At 73.5% G+C, this 14,493-nt stretch carries 16 protein-coding genes; 11 read left to right on the forward strand and 5 right to left on the reverse strand.

Annotated elements, in window-relative coordinates:
- The first annotated feature begins 15 nt into the window (after positions 1 to 15).
- From Plo01_RS31320 to Plo01_RS31330, 3 genes are all read left to right on the forward strand, one after another.
- Positions 16 to 636 carry a TetR/AcrR family transcriptional regulator gene (locus tag Plo01_RS31320; protein WP_239317428.1) on the forward strand — a complete coding sequence of 207 codons (621 nt, stop codon included), beginning with the start codon at positions 16 to 18 and terminating at the stop codon, positions 634 to 636.
- Positions 637 to 825: 189 nt separating this feature from the next.
- Positions 826 to 1,557: a lytic polysaccharide monooxygenase gene (locus Plo01_RS41145; RefSeq protein WP_275415442.1), complete on the forward strand. Its 732-nt coding sequence runs from the start codon at positions 826 to 828 to the stop codon at positions 1,555 to 1,557.
- Positions 1,558 to 1,700: 143 nt separating this feature from the next.
- Positions 1,701 to 2,402, forward strand: a complete 702-nt coding sequence (locus Plo01_RS31330) for a DUF305 domain-containing protein (RefSeq protein ID WP_203894340.1) — start codon at positions 1,701 to 1,703, stop codon at positions 2,400 to 2,402.
- A gap of 225 nt (positions 2,403 to 2,627) precedes the next feature.
- On the opposite strand, the gene Plo01_RS31335 is transcribed toward Plo01_RS31330, so the two are convergent.
- The gene (locus Plo01_RS31335; protein WP_203894341.1) at positions 2,628 to 3,644 is read right to left on the reverse strand and encodes a formylglycine-generating enzyme family protein; all 1,017 of its coding nucleotides are present in this window, start codon (positions 3,642 to 3,644) and stop codon (positions 2,628 to 2,630) included.
- A gap of 174 nt (positions 3,645 to 3,818) precedes the next feature.
- On the opposite strand from Plo01_RS31335, the gene Plo01_RS31340 reads away from it, so the two are divergent.
- The 3 genes from Plo01_RS31340 to Plo01_RS31350 all read left to right on the forward strand — a co-directional run bounded on the left by Plo01_RS31340 (position 3,819) and on the right by Plo01_RS31350 (position 6,653).
- Positions 3,819 to 4,388 (forward strand): PadR family transcriptional regulator, encoded by a 570-nt coding sequence (locus Plo01_RS31340; protein ID WP_203894342.1) that lies wholly within the window; start codon positions 3,819 to 3,821, stop codon positions 4,386 to 4,388.
- 280 nt (positions 4,389 to 4,668) lie between these two features.
- Positions 4,669 to 5,577: an AraC family transcriptional regulator gene (locus Plo01_RS31345; protein WP_239317430.1), complete on the forward strand. Its 909-nt coding sequence runs from the start codon at positions 4,669 to 4,671 to the stop codon at positions 5,575 to 5,577.
- Positions 5,578 to 5,639: 62 nt separating this feature from the next.
- Positions 5,640 to 6,653, forward strand: coding sequence for a sterol desaturase family protein (locus tag Plo01_RS31350; protein ID WP_203894343.1), 1,014 nt, complete (start codon positions 5,640 to 5,642; stop codon positions 6,651 to 6,653).
- On the opposite strand, the gene Plo01_RS31355 is transcribed toward Plo01_RS31350, so the two are convergent.
- Together Plo01_RS31355 and Plo01_RS31360 are read right to left on the reverse strand one after the other, a co-directional pair.
- Complete coding sequence (locus tag Plo01_RS31355; RefSeq protein ID WP_203894344.1) at positions 6,626 to 7,927, reverse strand: tetratricopeptide repeat protein; 1,302 nt, start codon at positions 7,925 to 7,927, stop codon at positions 6,626 to 6,628. The genes Plo01_RS31350 and Plo01_RS31355 overlap by 28 nt on opposite strands.
- Before the next feature lie 300 nt (positions 7,928 to 8,227).
- A complete protein-coding gene (locus tag Plo01_RS31360; RefSeq protein WP_203894345.1) occupies positions 8,228 to 9,040 on the reverse strand; it encodes an SDR family oxidoreductase in 813 nt (270 codons plus the stop codon).
- Between the two features lie 59 nt (positions 9,041 to 9,099).
- Here Plo01_RS31360 and Plo01_RS31365 point away from each other — a divergent pair, with 59 nt between their 5' ends.
- The 5 genes from Plo01_RS31365 (at position 9,100) to Plo01_RS31385 (ending at position 13,154) form a co-directional block, all read left to right on the forward strand.
- A complete protein-coding gene (locus tag Plo01_RS31365; protein ID WP_203894346.1) occupies positions 9,100 to 9,846 on the forward strand; it encodes an enoyl-CoA hydratase family protein in 747 nt (248 codons plus the stop codon).
- A gap of 35 nt (positions 9,847 to 9,881) precedes the next feature.
- Positions 9,882 to 10,745: a CoA transferase subunit A gene (locus tag Plo01_RS31370; RefSeq protein WP_239317432.1), complete on the forward strand. Its 864-nt coding sequence runs from the start codon at positions 9,882 to 9,884 to the stop codon at positions 10,743 to 10,745.
- Positions 10,742 to 11,620 (forward strand): CoA-transferase subunit beta, encoded by an 879-nt coding sequence (locus Plo01_RS31375; RefSeq protein WP_239317434.1) that lies wholly within the window; start codon positions 10,742 to 10,744, stop codon positions 11,618 to 11,620. The genes Plo01_RS31370 and Plo01_RS31375 overlap by 4 nt, the downstream gene beginning before the upstream one ends.
- A gap of 49 nt (positions 11,621 to 11,669) precedes the next feature.
- The gene (locus Plo01_RS31380; protein ID WP_203894347.1) at positions 11,670 to 12,737 is read left to right on the forward strand and encodes an NAD(P)H-dependent flavin oxidoreductase; all 1,068 of its coding nucleotides are present in this window, start codon (positions 11,670 to 11,672) and stop codon (positions 12,735 to 12,737) included.
- Positions 12,738 to 12,941: 204 nt separating this feature from the next.
- A complete protein-coding gene (locus tag Plo01_RS31385) occupies positions 12,942 to 13,154 on the forward strand; it encodes a DUF5708 family protein (RefSeq protein ID WP_203894348.1) in 213 nt (70 codons plus the stop codon).
- On the opposite strand, the gene Plo01_RS31390 is transcribed toward Plo01_RS31385, so the two are convergent.
- Positions 13,136 to 13,864 (reverse strand): hypothetical protein, encoded by a 729-nt coding sequence (locus Plo01_RS31390; protein ID WP_203894349.1) that lies wholly within the window; start codon positions 13,862 to 13,864, stop codon positions 13,136 to 13,138. The genes Plo01_RS31385 and Plo01_RS31390 overlap by 19 nt on opposite strands.
- On the reverse strand, positions 13,857 to 14,435 hold the full coding sequence (locus tag Plo01_RS31395; RefSeq protein WP_203894350.1) for an RNA polymerase sigma factor: 579 nt from the start codon (positions 14,433 to 14,435) through the stop codon (positions 13,857 to 13,859). The genes Plo01_RS31390 and Plo01_RS31395 overlap by 8 nt, the downstream gene beginning before the upstream one ends.
- Between the last annotated feature and the right edge of the window lie 58 nt (positions 14,436 to 14,493).

Genomic DNA, 14,493 nt, shown 5'->3' on the forward strand with positions numbered 1-14,493 from the left:
CACCAGCGGGGCGAGATGACCGTCGACCGCGTCCTCGCGGCGGCGCTCGACCTCTACGCGGAGGACCCCGACGGGCTCACGATGACCGCGCTGATCGCCAGGACCGGCGTCAGCAGCGGCAGCCTCTACCACCACTTCGGCAGCCTCGACGGGCTCGCCGCGGCGCTCTACATCCGCTGCATGGCCGACCTGCTGGACGCGGTCGCCACCGCGGTCGAGGCGGCCGGATCGGCGCGCGAGGGCATCCGGGCCTTCTCGGAGGCGTACCTGGGATTCGCCCGCGACCGCCGCGCGGCGGCGCACTTCATCCACGCCTCGGCCTACGCGGCGTTCCTCCCCGCCCACGCGGGGCGCATCGCGCGGGCCAAAGAGCCCGCGATGCGCAGGATCGCCGCCTGGCTGGGGCCGCACATCGCCGCCGGGCGCATCGTCGACCTCCCCGGCCCGCTCCTGGAGATGCTCGTCGTCGGACCCCTGGCGGAGACGACCCGCCGCTGGCTCGCCACCGGCCCCGCGGAGAGCGCGCACCGCGGAACGGGACGGGGAGCCGGCTCCGGCGCGGATCCCGGCGTGGACCTGGAGGCGGCGGCCCGGCTGCTCCCCGAGCGCATCTGGCGGTCGGTCCGCGGCGAGTAGGGGTGTCCCGTTCCACGGCGATCGGCGGTCGGTCCGCTGGCGGGGAGGGTGTCCCGTTCCACGGCGATTCCGGCCGCGGCGCCCTGAGCCCTCCTTCTTGACAAGACGCCGCAGAAAAGTCATGTCACCATTTACCGTTAGGAAACTTTCTTTTACATTTCTATCAACCCCCCAGCAAAGGAGTAGGACGTGCGAAAAACGATCATGCTCATCGCGGTGGCGTTGATGACCCTCGGGGCCACGGTGCTCACCGCCACACCGGCCTCGGCCCACGGATACATCTCCTCGCCGCCGAGCCGTCAGGCGTTCTGCGCCCAGGGCAAGGTCCCCAACTGCGGTGACATCATCTACGAGCCCCAGAGCGTGGAAGGCCCCAAGGGGCAGCGCAGCTGCCACGGCGGCGTCGCCCGGTTCGCCCAGCTGAGCGATGAGAGCAAGCCCTGGCCCGCGACCTCGGTCGGCACCAGCGTCACGTTCAACTGGGTGCTCACCGCCCGGCACGCGACCAGCACCTGGGAGTACTACATCGGCAACACCCGCATCGCGCTCTTCAACGACAACGGCAGGCAACCCGGCGCGACGGTGTCGCACAACGTGAGCCTCGCCGGCTACAGCGGGCGGCAGAAGGTCCTGGCCATCTGGAACATCGCCGACACCGCGATGGCCTTCTACTCCTGCGTCGACCTGCAGATCGGCGGCGGCAACCCGAACCCCACCCCCACCCCGACGGTGACCCCGACCAGGACGCCCACCCCCACCCCGACCTCGACGGCCCCCTCCGGGACCTGGAGGGCGGGGACCGCGTACGCGGTGGGCGCGCAGGTCACCTACGCGGGCGCGAGCTACCGCTGCCTGCAGGCGCACACGTCCATGGCCGGCTGGGAGCCGCCGAACGTCCCGGCGCTCTGGCAGCGGCTCTGACGCGGAAGGGAGGAAGGCGGTGAGGCGCCCGTCCCGGCGTGACCTCTCCGGGGCGGGCGCCTCACCGCCGCGACGCCCATGAGACACCTATGAGCCGGATCCTCGCGAACCGGACGCCCTTGAGCCGGACGCCCCTGAGTCGGATGCCTCTGAGCCGGATGTCCAGGGGCTGCCTGGCCCTGGGCATCGCCGCCGCGAGCGTGCTGGCGGCCTCTGCCTGCGGTGCTGACGCCGCCTCGCACCACCACGCCGGACCGGCGCCCGATGGCGCGGCCCCGGCGCCCGGTGTCACGACTCCGGTGGCCGGTGGTACGGCGCCCGCGACAGACGATGGAACGGAGGCGGATGCCGCGACCCGGCCCGCGGAGAGCGACACCCCGGCCGGGGTCTTCAACGCCGCCGACGTGATGTTCCTGCAGATGATGATCCCGCACCACCGCCAGGGCGCGGAGCTGGCCGCTCTGGCGAAGGCCCGCTCGGCGCGCGAGCCGGTGCGCACGCTGGCCGCGGCGATCGCGGCCACCCAGGGCGACGAGGCCCGGACCATGACGGACTGGCTGCGGGCCTGGAGACAGCCGCTGGAGGCGGAGCCGCACGCCCACGACGCGCACGGCGGCCTGCACGTCACCCCGGCGGAGGAGGCCGAGGCGCTGGCGGGGCTGCGCGGGGCCGCCTTCGACGCGCGCTTCCTCAACGTGCTGATCGCCCACCAGCACAACGCGGTGGAGATGGCCCGCACCGAGCTGAAGACCGGCAGGAATCCGCAGGCGGTGGAGCTGGCCCGGCGGATCGAGCGGTCCCGCTCGGAGCAGATCCGGCAGATGCTCGCCGAGCTGTCCTCCTGAGGGCTCCGGATCGGGCGGGGAGACCGTGAAACCTCCGGCACGGTCTCCCCGCCGCCCGCCGCCCGCCGCCCGCCGCCCGCCGCCCGCCGCCTGCCCTCCGGCTGCCGGGCGGACGGCGGGCCGGCCCTTCGGGCGCCGCGGTCCCGGTCAATCCGCCGGGTTCGCAGTCCGGGTCAGTCCGCCGGGTTCGCGGTCCCCGTCAACCTGCCGGGTTCGTGATCCCGGTCAGTCTGCCGCCACCGTGCGGAAGCCGCAGTTGCCGCTGCTCGACTCGGGGGTGTTCGACGAGCGGGCGGCGACCCGGTAGCGGTAGCAGTAGGAGCGGTGGCACAGGTAGGAGCCGCCGCGCATGACGCGCCGCTCGCCCGTCTCGGGGCCCCGGGGGTCGTGCTCCGGCGAGCTCGCGTAGTAGCAGGGGGAGAACCAGTCGGCGCACCACTCCCAGACGTTGCCCGCGACCTCGTGCAGGCCGAAGCCGTTGGCGGGGTAGGAGCGCACCGGGGCGGTGGCGAGCCACCCGTCCTCCCCGGTGTTGCGCCGGGGGAAGCGCCCCTGCCATATGTTGCACATCCAGCGGCCGTCGGGGACCGGCTCGTCCCCCCAGGCGAACCGGCGGCCCTCCAGACCGCCCCGCGCGGCGTACTCCCACTCGGCCTCGGTCGGCAGCCGCCGCCCCGCCCAGGCGCAGTAGGCCAGGGCGTCGTTCCAGGACACGTGAACCACCGGGTGGTCCCGCAGCTCGGCCGCGTCCGACAGCGGCCCGTACGGACGACGCCAGTCGGCGCCCCGCACCATCAGCCACCAGGGGGCGCCCGCCACCGCGCCGAGGACGTCGGCGCGCTCGGCGGCGAGCGCCTGGTGGAAGACCGCCGACGAGCCGTGGATCTCCGCCTCGGTGCGGTAGCCGGTCGCCGCGACGAACGCCGCGAACCGTCGGACGGTCACCGCGGTCGCGTCGATCCGGAAGGGGGCGAGCCGTACGGCGTGCACCGGCGCCTCGCCGTCGGCCGGGTAGCCCTCGCCGAACGCGTCGCCCATCGCGAACACGCCGCCGGGCAGCGCGACGTCCTCGTGCGCGGGCGGGGCGTGTCCGGGGGATCCGGGGAGGGCGTCCGGCGGGGAGGCGGAAGCCGCGACGCCCGCCGGAGGGTCGATGCCGGGGCCCGTCAGGGGGACGGCGCAGCGGGTCCCTTCGCGGTCCCGGCCGACGCCGGGGGCGCAACACGCCGGTCCGGTGCCCATCCAACTCCTTCCGCCGCGCCGTCTTCCGGGCGCCTCCGCCCGCAACCCGTCGGCCGGCCGGTGCGCAGACGGCGACCCTATCCGGTAACGGCCCTTGACCTGCGGGGAAGCGAATCATTGTAAAACAATGCACATAGGTGATCATGCACATTGCAATGCCCGAAGGGTGCCGGTGTGAGATTCGAGTACGTCCTGCTGTCGCTCCTGGCGGCCCGCCCCTACAGCGGATACGACCTGGGCAGATGGCTGGAGTCGGAAGGCCAGTTCCTGCGCCCCCGCGCCCACCACAGCCAGATCTACCGCTCGCTGGCCAGGATGGTGGCCGACGGCTGGGTCCGCTACGAGGTCGACGCGCGGGAAGGACGGCCGGACGCCAAGGTCTACCGGCTGACCCTCCTCGGGCGCGAGGTGCTCCTGGAGTGGGTGCGCTCGCCGTACGAGCCGCCGAGCCGGTTCCAGGAGCCGGACTTCATGGCCCGGTTCGGCTTCGCCGCGGCGCTGGACCGGCGGGCGGCCGTCGCCCTGCTCAGGACCGAGCTGGACCACCGCCGCGCCCAGGTGGCGCGCAGCCGCGGCCGCGACCGCACGATGCGCTTCCAGGAACCGATCCCGGAGCTGGACCCGGTCCGGGCGCAGGCGGTCTTCGACCGCATGCACGAGTACGGCATGCGCGCGGTGGACCAGTGGATCGAGTGGCTGGAGGACATGCTCCACCGGCTGGAGGAGGGGGAGGACGCCCGATGAAGGCGATCATGGTGATGTTCGACAGCCTCAACCGGCACATGCTGCCGCCGTACGGGGCGGACTGGACGCACGCGCCGAACTTCGCCCCGCCCGCCGGGAGATCCACACCGGGCGCCACAACTTCCTGCACCGCAGCTGGGGCCGCTGGAGCCGTTCGACTACGGCGGCATCGGCCTGTTCGGCCTGTTCTTCGGGCTCATGGGCGTGATGCAGGGCGTCAACCCCGGCGTCAACCGGCCCTCTCACCGATAATCGTCATACGGCGACGACGGTTTGGTCGTTGACGGATTCGCAGGAGGAGGCGACGGTGGGCATCCCGACCGGAACGTCCACCCGCCTACCGGCCGCGGCCTCGCCGGGCGCGCAGGTGCGGCGGCCGTACTGGGCCGGCGCGGCCACGGCCGCCCCGGGCCTGCTGGCCTTCACCGGCGCGATCGGCTCCGCCGAGCCGCACGCCCACGCCGCGGTGCAGGTCCTGCTGGTGCTCGATGGCGAGGTGGTGCTGACCGACCGGCACGGCCGGCAGCGCCCGGTCCAGGCCGCGATCATCCCGGCCGGCGTCCGGCACGGACTGCGGGCCACCCCGGCCACGCACGGCCTGCTGGCCTACCTCGATCCGGCGAGCCCGGTCGGCCGGGCGGCCACCGCGCGCACCGCCGCATACGGTGATGCGGACGCGGTGAGCACCTGGCAGGCCGCGGCCCGGCCGGGCGTGATGGCTGCCGCGCCGAGGTCACCGGCCGTCGTGCCCGGCTCACCGGCCCTCATGCCCGGCTCGCCGGCCGTCGCGCCCGGCCGGGCCGCCATGCGCCGCGCAGCCGGGCCGCATCCCGGCGCCGGCGCGCTGCCCGCCCCTTTGTCACGCGCGCTCGCGCTGGTCCCGCAGCTCATCGACGGGCCGCTGCTGCTGGGCGACCTCGCCGCCCGGTCCGGGGTCTCAGCCAGCCGGCTCGGGCACCTGTTCGCCGAGCATCTGCACCTGCCGTATCCGGCCTGGCGGCGCTGGGCCCGGCTGCTGCACGCCGTCGAGGCCGTGCGCGGCGGCGCCACGCTGACCGAGGCCGCGCACGCGGCCGGGTTCGCCGACAGCGCCCATCTGACCCGCACCTGCCGGGCCATGTTCGGAATCACGCCCAGCCAGGCCCTGGCCGCCACCGGCTGGCACTCCCTCACCCGCGGCCGACGATAGCCGCCACGCGGCAGCGGATTCGTTCAAGCCCGCACCCCGGCCCAGCCGCCAAGGTGCAAGGCATGTCCCTGACGCACTCACCCACCGGCGGCGCCGTCCGGACGGTGGTCCGCTACGGCTATGCCCCGCTGATACTGCTCGGCGTCAACGGCGGCGCCGTCGCCCTGGTCGCCGCCGACGCCTCCAAACTGTGGCTGCTCGGCCTGCTGGCCACTGCGATCGCCCTGTCGTTCACCGCCGAACGCCTCCTGCCGTATGACAGGACCTGGAACACCTCCCAGGGCGACGCCGGCCGCGACGCCGCGCACAGCCTGGTCAACGAGAGCCTCATCCTGGTCAGCGTCGCGGTCGTCCCGCTGCTGGCCGCGGTCCTGTCGGCGACGTTTCCGGCCGCCGCCCTGTGGCCGCACGCCTGGCCGCTGCCCGCCCAGGTGCTGCTGGCCGTACTGATCGCCGACGCCGGCATCACCCTGGTCCACTACGCCAGCCACACCGTCGGCGCGCTGTGGCGCCTGCACGCCGTCCACCACTCCGTCAGACGCTTCTACGGCCTCAACGGGCTGATGAAACACCCCCTGCACCAGATGCTGGAGATGACCGCCGGGGTCGCGCCGCTGCTGCTGATCGGCCTGCCGGTGCAGGTCGCCTCGGTGCTCGCGCTGGCCGTGGCGGTGCAGTTGCTGCTGCAGCACTCCAACGCCGACTACCGCGTCGGCGCGCTGAAGTACGTCCTGGCCCTGAACGAGGGACATCGCTTCCACCACCTCAAATGGGCCGGCGTCGGCGACGTCAACTTCGGCCTGTTCACCCTCCTCTGGGACCACCTGCTGGGCACCTTCTCCTACGACCCCGGGCGCCGCTTCACCTCCGAGGTGCTCGGCATGGCCGCCAAACCGGACTACCCCACCGCCTACCTGGCCCAGCTCGCCGAGCCCTTCCGCGCCTCCGGCGCCTGCCACGCCGGGCCCGCCGGCCGGGCCGCCGACGTGGACGACGATCACCGCCTCGGGTGGGCGCGGCCGCCGTGGGGACCGTCCGGTCGCGGCGATCAGGCGGCCTTGCCGCGGGCGAGGTAGACCTTCATGTCGGTGAAGTCGAGGGTGACGTGGTAGGGCTTGTAGAAGCTGTGGGAGAAGTTGGCCAGCACGTCGAACCCTTCGCGGCCGGGTCCGCCGGGCCCGCCGGGCCTGCTGTCCGCGTAGCAGTAGGCGTCGCGGGCGGTGGCGCCGCCGAGGCGGATCTCCTCCGGGTAGCAGGGGTAGGCGGTGAGGAACCGACCCCCGGCCGACGTCTCGATCGGGCGGTCGTAGTCGGTGCGGATCCGCAACCGTCTGGCCGTCTCCTCGGTCATGCTCGCCGTCATTTCGCCGGTTCCGCCGATGTTCAGGGCCACCACCCGGGCGCCGGAGCCGGCGACGCTGCCCCTGCTGAACAGCAGGTGCTCCTGGGCCAGCCACAGCGGCAGCGGCCCGGCGCCCGACCGCGCGGCGGCGGTGCGCGCCTTCCCGGCCGTTTCGGGGGTTCTGCGGCGCAGGATCAGCGACCGGCCCGCGTAGTCGACGGTGGTCAGGAAGTGGTACAGGATCCACGTGCCGATCAATCCGTCCCCCGACTCCGGGCCGTCCTCCCCGCCCGACCAGGCCACCGGGATGTTGCGCAGTTCGATGCCGCCGAGCTTGAAGGAGTCCAGCACTCCGGAGTAGTACGTCACGGTTCTGCCCTGAAACTCGAACGTGTCCACGGTCACGGCGACCAGCCCGGCGTCCTTGGCCGCTTTCGCCGACACGTTCAGCGACGCGACGCGAGTGTAGAACGAGAGGTCGATCGGCGGTCCGCCGTTGAGTGAGGCCTTCACCAGCGGCATCGGGTCCATCTGCTGCCACGGCACCCGCGCGGTGTCGCCGTGGATCTGGTATGGCTCGCCGCGGAACGCCGCGAACAGCTTGGCGTAGCTTTCCTCCCCGGCCGCCCGCCATCGTGGCGCGGCGAGGGAGAACTTGTCCTGCCGGGTGTAGCAGTCGGCCAGGAGCCGGTTGGTCTCCTGGTCGCCGGGCGCCGACTTGAGGGCCGTCGCGAGATACTTCTCAGCCTCGGGGAACTGGTTGGCCAGGAGCCCGACATGGCCGCGCCGGCGGGCCGCGTGCACGTTCGCGGGGTCCTTTTTCAGGATCTCGTCATATGCACGGCCGGCCTGCTCGAACTTCCCGGCCCTGAAGAGCGCGTCCGCGTCGCCGCCGCCGGCCAGCGCCGGGACCGCCTCGCCCAGCAGCGGCGCGGTCGCGGCGGCGCCGGCCACCACGGCGGCGCCCCGCAGCAGCGAACGCCGGTCCCATCGTCTGTCATCAGCCACGCCTTCTCCCCTTTTCGTGATCACCTTCGCCGCGACGTTCTGTCCGGCGGACGGCCACGGCGGCTCCGGCGACCTCCTCCCGCCCTGCCTGATGAGGACGGCGCCGAGGTCGCCGGGGCCGTGACCCGGGGCCGGGGCCACCTGGGCGGCCGGCCCGCTCGGCATCCACTGTCGGCGGGCCGCGTCCCCGCCTCGTCCGCGCCGCGTCATGGTTGCGTCACGGTCGCGCCGACGGCGGCCTCCGCGGACGGACGGCGACATGCGTGCGCAGACTGAGGGCGAAGCCGCGCACCCGCTCCGCTAACGCCCGGCGCGCGATGTCGCGAGGTAGCGGGCCGGGACCTCGCCGCCGCCGTGGACGGCGAGGTCCGCGCCGGTGACGTAGGACGACAGGTCGCCGGCCAGGTACAGGCAGGCGTTCGCCACGTCGCCGGGGACCGCCATCCGGCCCATCGGGATCAGCTCCGCGAGGCCGGCGCCGCCGTCCGGGCCGTAGACGGAGGCCGCCGCCTCGGTCCGGACGAGCCCGGCGGTGATGTGGTTGACCCGCACCTTGGGCGACCATTCGAGCGCCAGCGCCCGGGTGAGCGCCAGCAGCCCGGCCTTGGCGGCGGAGTAGGCCGCGGTGCCCGGCTGTGGGTCGTGGGCGGAGACGCTGCCGATGTTGACGATCGCGCCGCCGGTCTCCTGGCCCTGCATGATCGCGTTGGCCGCCTGCGACACGTAGAACGGGGCGAGCAGGTTCAGGCTCACGATCTTCTCGACGAAGCGCGGGGAGACCGTCGCCGCGTCCGCCGAGGGGGAGCCGCCGGCGTTGTTGACGAGCACGTCGAGCCGGCCGAGGAGGCCGGCCGCGTGCTCCGCCAGCGCGGCGGCGGCCCCGGGGTCCCGGATGTCCGCGGCGGCGAACCGGGCGGTCCTGCTGCCGCCCCGGGGCAGGGCGCCGGGCAGGTCCGCGGGCTCGGTGCGCCCGCAGACGACCACTTCGGCGCCCGCGGCCAGGAACCGCTCGGCGATCGCGAACCCGATGCCCTTGGTCCCGCCGGTGACCAGCACCGCCCGTCCGGTGAAGTCCATCGCCGGATTCACCCGCGTGTCCGTCGCCGCATTCATCGGCGCCCTCCCTTCTGCTACGTTTAATTTCTAACAAATGTTTGGTGGAAAGGTATCGCATGGGAATCTCCACCAGGAACCACGGCGACGGCATCGCCGAAGTCGTCACGGACGTGCCCCCGGTCAACGCGCTGCCCGTCCAGGGCTGGTTCGACCTGGCGGGGGCCGTACGGGAGGCCGGGCGCGATCCGCAGACCCGCGTCGTGGTGCTGCGCGCGGAGGGCCGGGGCTTCAACGCCGGGGTGGACATCAAGGAGATGCAGGCCGCCGCCGGGTTCGAGGCGCTGGTGGGGGCGAACCGGGGCTGCCACGCCGCGTTCGCGGCCGTCTACGAGTGCGAGGTCCCGGTGATCGCGGCCGTGCACGGGTTCTGCCTGGGCGGCGGCGTCGGCCTGGCCGGCAACGCCGACATCGTGGTCGCCGCCGAGGACGCCTACTTCGGCCTGCCCGAGGTGGAGCGCGGCGCGCTCGGGGCCGCCACCCACCTGTCCCGCCTGGTCCCCCAGCACCTGATGCGCGCCATGGTCTACACCTGCCGCACCGTCACCGCCGCCGAGCTGCACGCCTTCGGCTCGGTCCTGGAGGTCGCGCCCGCCGACCGGCTCCGCGAGACCGCCCTGGCGGTCGCGGCCCAGATCGCCGCCAAGGACCCCTACGTCATCCGGCGCGCCAAGGAGTCGCTGAACGGCATCGACCCGGTCGACGTCAACCGCAGCTACCGTTTCGAGCAGGGCTTCACCTTCGAGCTCAACCTGATGGGCGCGGGCGACCGGCACCGCGACGCCTTCGTCGCCGAGGGGGCGTGATCCCCGTGGCACAGGCGGCATCGAAGGTGACGACGGTGGAGGAGATCGTCGGCTCGCTGGAGAGCGGCACGACGATCGGGATCGGCGGCTGGGGCTCGCGGCGCAAGCCGATGGCCCTGGTCCGGGCGATCTGCCGCTCCGCGCTGGAGAATCTGACGATCATCTCGTACGGCGGGCCCGACGTCGGCCTGCTCTGCGCCGCGGGCAAGGTCCGCAGGCTGGTCGCCCCGTTCGTGACGCTCGACTCGGTCCCCCTGGAGCCGCACTTCCGGGCCGCCCGGCAGCGCGGGGCGATCGAGCTCACCGAGTACGACGAGGGCATGTTCATGTTCGGCCTGCTCGCCGCCGCGCACCGGCTGCCGTTCCTGCCCACCCGCGCCGGGCTCGGCTCGGACGTCATGCGGGTCAACCCGGACCTGCGCACGGTCCGCTCGCCGTACGGCGCGGCGGGGCAGGAAGGCGAGGAACTGGTCGCGGTGCCCGCGCTGACCATGGACGTGGCGCTGGTCCACATGGATCGGGCCGACACCCGCGGCAACGGCCAGTACCTCGGCCCCGACCCCTACCTGGACGACCTGTTCGCCAAGGCCGCCACCCGCTGCTACGTCAGCTGCGAGCGCCTGGTGGACCCCGGGAAGCTGGACGGCCCGCCGCAGAGCCTGCTGATCGGCCGCATGCACGTCGCCGGGGTGGTGGAGACGCCGGGCGGCGGCCACTTCACCGACTGCGGCCCGGACCTCGGCCGCGACGAGGCGTTCCAGCGGCACTACGCGGCCTCGGCGGCCGACCCGGAGGCGTGGGCGGCGTTCGCGGAGCGGTTCCTGTCCGGGGACGAGGCCGCCTACCGGGAGGCCGTACGGCGCTGGCACGACGAGCGCGGACAGGAGGGGACGCGATGAGCACGACCGGCGCGGACCGGGGCGCCACCCGGGCGGGCACGGCCAGGACAGGAGCGGGCGACTCGGATGCGGGTCCGGCGGGCGCCACCCGGGCGGAGATCTGCGTGGTGGCCTGCGCCGAGGCCTGGCGGGGGGACGGCGAGATCCTGGCCGCGGCGATGGGCACCTGCTCGATCCTGGGCGCCCGGCTGGCCCGCCTCACCTTCGAGCCCGGCCTGCTGACCACCGACGGCGGCGCGCTGCTCACCGCCGAGCCGGTGCCGATCGGCGCGCCCGCGGGCCCGGCCGAGGGGTGGATGCCCTTCCGCGACCACCTGTGGCTGGTGCAGAACGGGCGACGGCACGTGATGATGGGCGCCTCGCAGATCGACCGGTACGGCAACACCAACATCTCGGCGATCGGCGCGTGGGAGCGCCCGGCGTCGCAGCTGCTCGGCGTGCGCGGCGCCCCGGGCAACACGATCTGCAACCCGACCAGCTACTGGATCCCGCGGCACTCCACCCGGGTGTTCGTGCCCGAGGTGGACACGGCCAGCGGCGTCGGCACCGACCGGGCGGCACGGCTGGGCCCGCGGGCCTCGCGCTTCCACGACCTGCGCCGGGTGGTGACCGACCTGGGCGTGTTCGACTTCCGCGCGCCGGACGGGTCGATGCGGCTGGTCTCGCTCCACCCGGGAGTGGACGCCGGGGAGGTCGCCGCGGCCACCGGCTTCGCGATCCACGGACTCGCGGAGCCCGCGGAGCCCGCAGGGCCCGCGGAGCCCGGGACCGGCGGCGAGGTGCCGCGGACCCGCATGCCGACGGGGGAGGAGCTGCGGCTGATCCGCGAGGTGCTCGATCCCGGCGGCCTGCGCGACCGGGAGGTGCGGGCATGACCCGGCGGGCGCACGGCCCGGAGGCTCCGTACCGCGGGGAGGCCCGGAGATGATCGAGCAGATGCTGGACACGCCGCTGACCCGCCTGACCGGGGTGCGTCATCCGGTCGTGCAGACCGGGATGGGCTGGGTGGCGGGCCCCCGGCTGGTCTCCGCGGTGGCCGACGCGGGCGGCCTGGGCATCCTGGCCTCGGCCACCATGACCCTGGACCAGCTCGCCTCCGCCGTCGAGGAGGTCCGCTCACGCACCGACGCGCCCTTCGGGGTGAACCTGCGCGCCGACGCCTCGGACGCGGGCGACCGCGTCGACCTGCTGATCAAGAACGGGGTGAAGGTCGCCTCGTTCGCCCTGGCCCCGCGCCAGGAACTGATCGCCAAGCTGAAGGACGCCGGAGTCGTGGTGATCCCCTCGGTCGGGGCGCGGCGGCACGCCGAGAAGGTCGCGGCGTGGGGCGCGGACGCGGTGCTGGTCCAGGGCGGCGAGGGGGGCGGCCACACCGGGGCGGTCGCCACCACGCTGCTGCTGCCCCAGGTCGTGGACGCGGTCGACATCCCGGTGATCGCCGCCGGGGGCTTCTTCGACGGGCGGGGCCTGGCCGCGGCGCTGGCGTACGGCGCGGCGGGCGTCGCCATGGGCACCCGGTTCCTGCTGACCTCCGACAGCTCGGTCCCGGACGCGGTCAAGCAGCTCTATCTCGGCACCGCGGAGACCGTGGTCACCCGTCAGGTGGACGGCATGCCGCACCGGGTGCTGCGCACGCCGCTGGTGGACGGCCTGGAACGCGCGGGCCGCCTGTCCGGGCTGGCCCGCGCGGTGCGCAACGCCGCCCGGTTCAGGAAGATCTCCGGCATGTCCTGGCCGGAGATGATCCGCGACGGGCTGGCCATGAAGCACGGCAAGGAGCTCACCTGGTCCCAGGTGCTGATGGCGGCCAACACGCCCATGCTGCTCAAGGCGGCGATGGTGGACGGCCGCCCGGACCTGGGGGTGATGGCCTCCGGGCAGGTGGTGACGCTCATCGAGGACCTGCCCTCCTGCGAGGAGCTGATCGACGCCGTCGTCACCCGCGCCGCCGAGACCCTGCGCGGCCTGGGCGCCCACCTCGCCCCCGCCTGACCGGCTCCCTCCGCCGCTCCGGCGGTCTTCACGGGACACCCGATGGCCTTCGATGCTTCCCGCCGGGCCGCGGCCTCCCGTCGACGGCTCAGCCGAAGGATGTAGCCCGACCTCCTCAACCGGTAGGAGGCCGGGCGGACCGGGCCTGAATACGATCTTCCAGAGATTCGGCGCCGCCCATCCCTCCGGTCGAAAGGTCTGGTCATGACCCCTGCCCGCAAGACGCTCCTCACCGGTTCGGCCACCTTCCTGGCGGGACTGGCGCTGTGGCTGTTCGGGCTCGATGAGGAGATCTTCATCTTCACCCCGTCCAAGGTCGGACTGGTCCTGATGGTCGTCGGAGGGCTGGAGATCTTGTACGGGATCTACAAGAGCGTGCGCGCCTCACGGGACGGGTTTCAACGGGGAGAGTCGTAGACGGCGACCGACCACGGCTGGGGACGCTCGCCGAGCCGGGCGGCGATCGTGCTCGCGGTCTCCGTGCTGAGCCTGTGCTTGCCGTCGCACATCGCCCTGTTGCAGTTGTGCTCGACGCGGCTCGACAGGATCGGCGCGTCCGGGGGGAAGACCCAGAACGTGACCGTGTGGGTGCGGCTCGTCCAGCCCGGTTCGTAGCTCTTGTCGTCGAAGCGGCTGCGCGTGCCGTCGGGACCGCAGACGCCGGACGCCTCGCTCAGGCCGTCGTCATGGGTCTCGGAGACCAGGACGCGCGAGCCCGGCGCGGAGCAGCGCAGCACGATCGCGGTCTTGACGCTGGTGGGACGGAACCTCAATGTGATCTTCGCCGCCGTGCTCTGCGACGTCTCCGTGCGGAGGATCCGGAGCCCCTGGTAGGTGGCCGGCGGCTCGACGGACGGCGTGGACGGAACGGTGGGCGGGAGGGTGGGAGGGGTGACCGGAGACGGGGCCGTCGGGCCACCGGCCAGGAAGACCACGGCGAGGGTCACGGCGGCCGTCGCCGCGGCGCAGACCAGTGCCCAGGTCCAGCCGGAACGCCGTCCGGGCGGGCGGTGACCGGCCGGGCGCCGCTCCCCGGCGGTCAGCCGGGCACGGGCACGGGCCACCACCTGCGGAGAGGGAGGCGGCGCATCCGGAATGGCCCGCCCCAGCAGGGTGATCTCATCCATCGAGGGCCTCCTTCAGGGGGTTCACATCGCCCAGGGCTTCACGCAGCTGTTTGCGCGCCCGGTTCAGCCGGGACGCGACGGTCCCGTACGGGACGCCGAGAGCGGCGGCCACCTCCGCGTGGCTGAGATCGCCCAGAGCGAGGAGGAGGACCACGTCGCGATCACGTTTGGCGAGACCGGCCAAGGCCCCCGCGAGGCTGCCCGTCACCTGCTGCGCGCTGACCTTGGCCGTCACCGCGCCTTCCGGGCTCTCCTGATCGTCGCCCGCCGCGGTCCGGCTGAGCGCCTTCCAGCGGCGCACCTCGTCCCGGCGGTGCCGGGCCAGGAGGTTGGTGGCGATCCCGTACAGCCACGGGCGGATCCCGCCGCGGGAGGGGTCGAAGCGCTCGCGGTCGCGGAAGGCGATGAGAAAGGTGTCGGCCGCGAGGTCGTCAGCGGTCTGGGTGTCCAGCCGCCGGGCAATGTAGCGATGGATCTCGGCGAAGTGAGCGTCGAAGACCCGGCTGAAATCCTCGTGCGGCGACCACTCGCCGGCCCCGGCCTGCGGCCCGGGACCAGGGTGAGCGACCATGCGTGGTCCTTTGTTCGGGGGTGATGACACTCCTTGTTGTCCGCAGGGGCAGAGTGCT

It is taken from the genome of Planobispora longispora, assembly GCF_016863135.1.
Lineage (GTDB): Bacteria > Actinomycetota > Actinomycetes > Streptosporangiales > Streptosporangiaceae > Planobispora > Planobispora longispora.

What these genes read in the sequence shown, in the direction of transcription:
- Plo01_RS31385 (WP_203894348.1), top strand. Translation starts at nt 12,942, where the DNA reads ATGACCCCTGCCCGCAAGACGCTCCTCACCGGTTCGGCCACCTTCCTG.
- Plo01_RS31375 (WP_239317434.1), top strand. Translation starts at nt 10,742, where the DNA reads ATGAGCACGACCGGCGCGGACCGGGGCGCCACCCGGGCGGGCACGGCC.
- Plo01_RS31350 (WP_203894343.1), top strand. Translation starts at nt 5,640, where the DNA reads ATGTCCCTGACGCACTCACCCACCGGCGGCGCCGTCCGGACGGTGGTC.
- Plo01_RS31390 (WP_203894349.1), bottom strand. Translation starts at nt 13,864, where the DNA reads ATGGATGAGATCACCCTGCTGGGGCGGGCCATTCCGGATGCGCCGCCT.
- Plo01_RS31330 (WP_203894340.1), top strand. Translation starts at nt 1,701, where the DNA reads ATGCCTCTGAGCCGGATGTCCAGGGGCTGCCTGGCCCTGGGCATCGCC.
- Plo01_RS31395 (WP_203894350.1), bottom strand. Translation starts at nt 14,435, where the DNA reads ATGGTCGCTCACCCTGGTCCCGGGCCGCAGGCCGGGGCCGGCGAGTGG.
- Plo01_RS31365 (WP_203894346.1), top strand. Translation starts at nt 9,100, where the DNA reads ATGGGAATCTCCACCAGGAACCACGGCGACGGCATCGCCGAAGTCGTC.
- Plo01_RS31380 (WP_203894347.1), top strand. Translation starts at nt 11,670, where the DNA reads ATGATCGAGCAGATGCTGGACACGCCGCTGACCCGCCTGACCGGGGTG.
- Plo01_RS31320 (WP_239317428.1), top strand. Translation starts at nt 16, where the DNA reads ATGACCGTCGACCGCGTCCTCGCGGCGGCGCTCGACCTCTACGCGGAG.
- Plo01_RS31335 (WP_203894341.1), bottom strand. Translation starts at nt 3,644, where the DNA reads ATGGGCACCGGACCGGCGTGTTGCGCCCCCGGCGTCGGCCGGGACCGC.
- Plo01_RS31360 (WP_203894345.1), bottom strand. Translation starts at nt 9,040, where the DNA reads ATGAATGCGGCGACGGACACGCGGGTGAATCCGGCGATGGACTTCACC.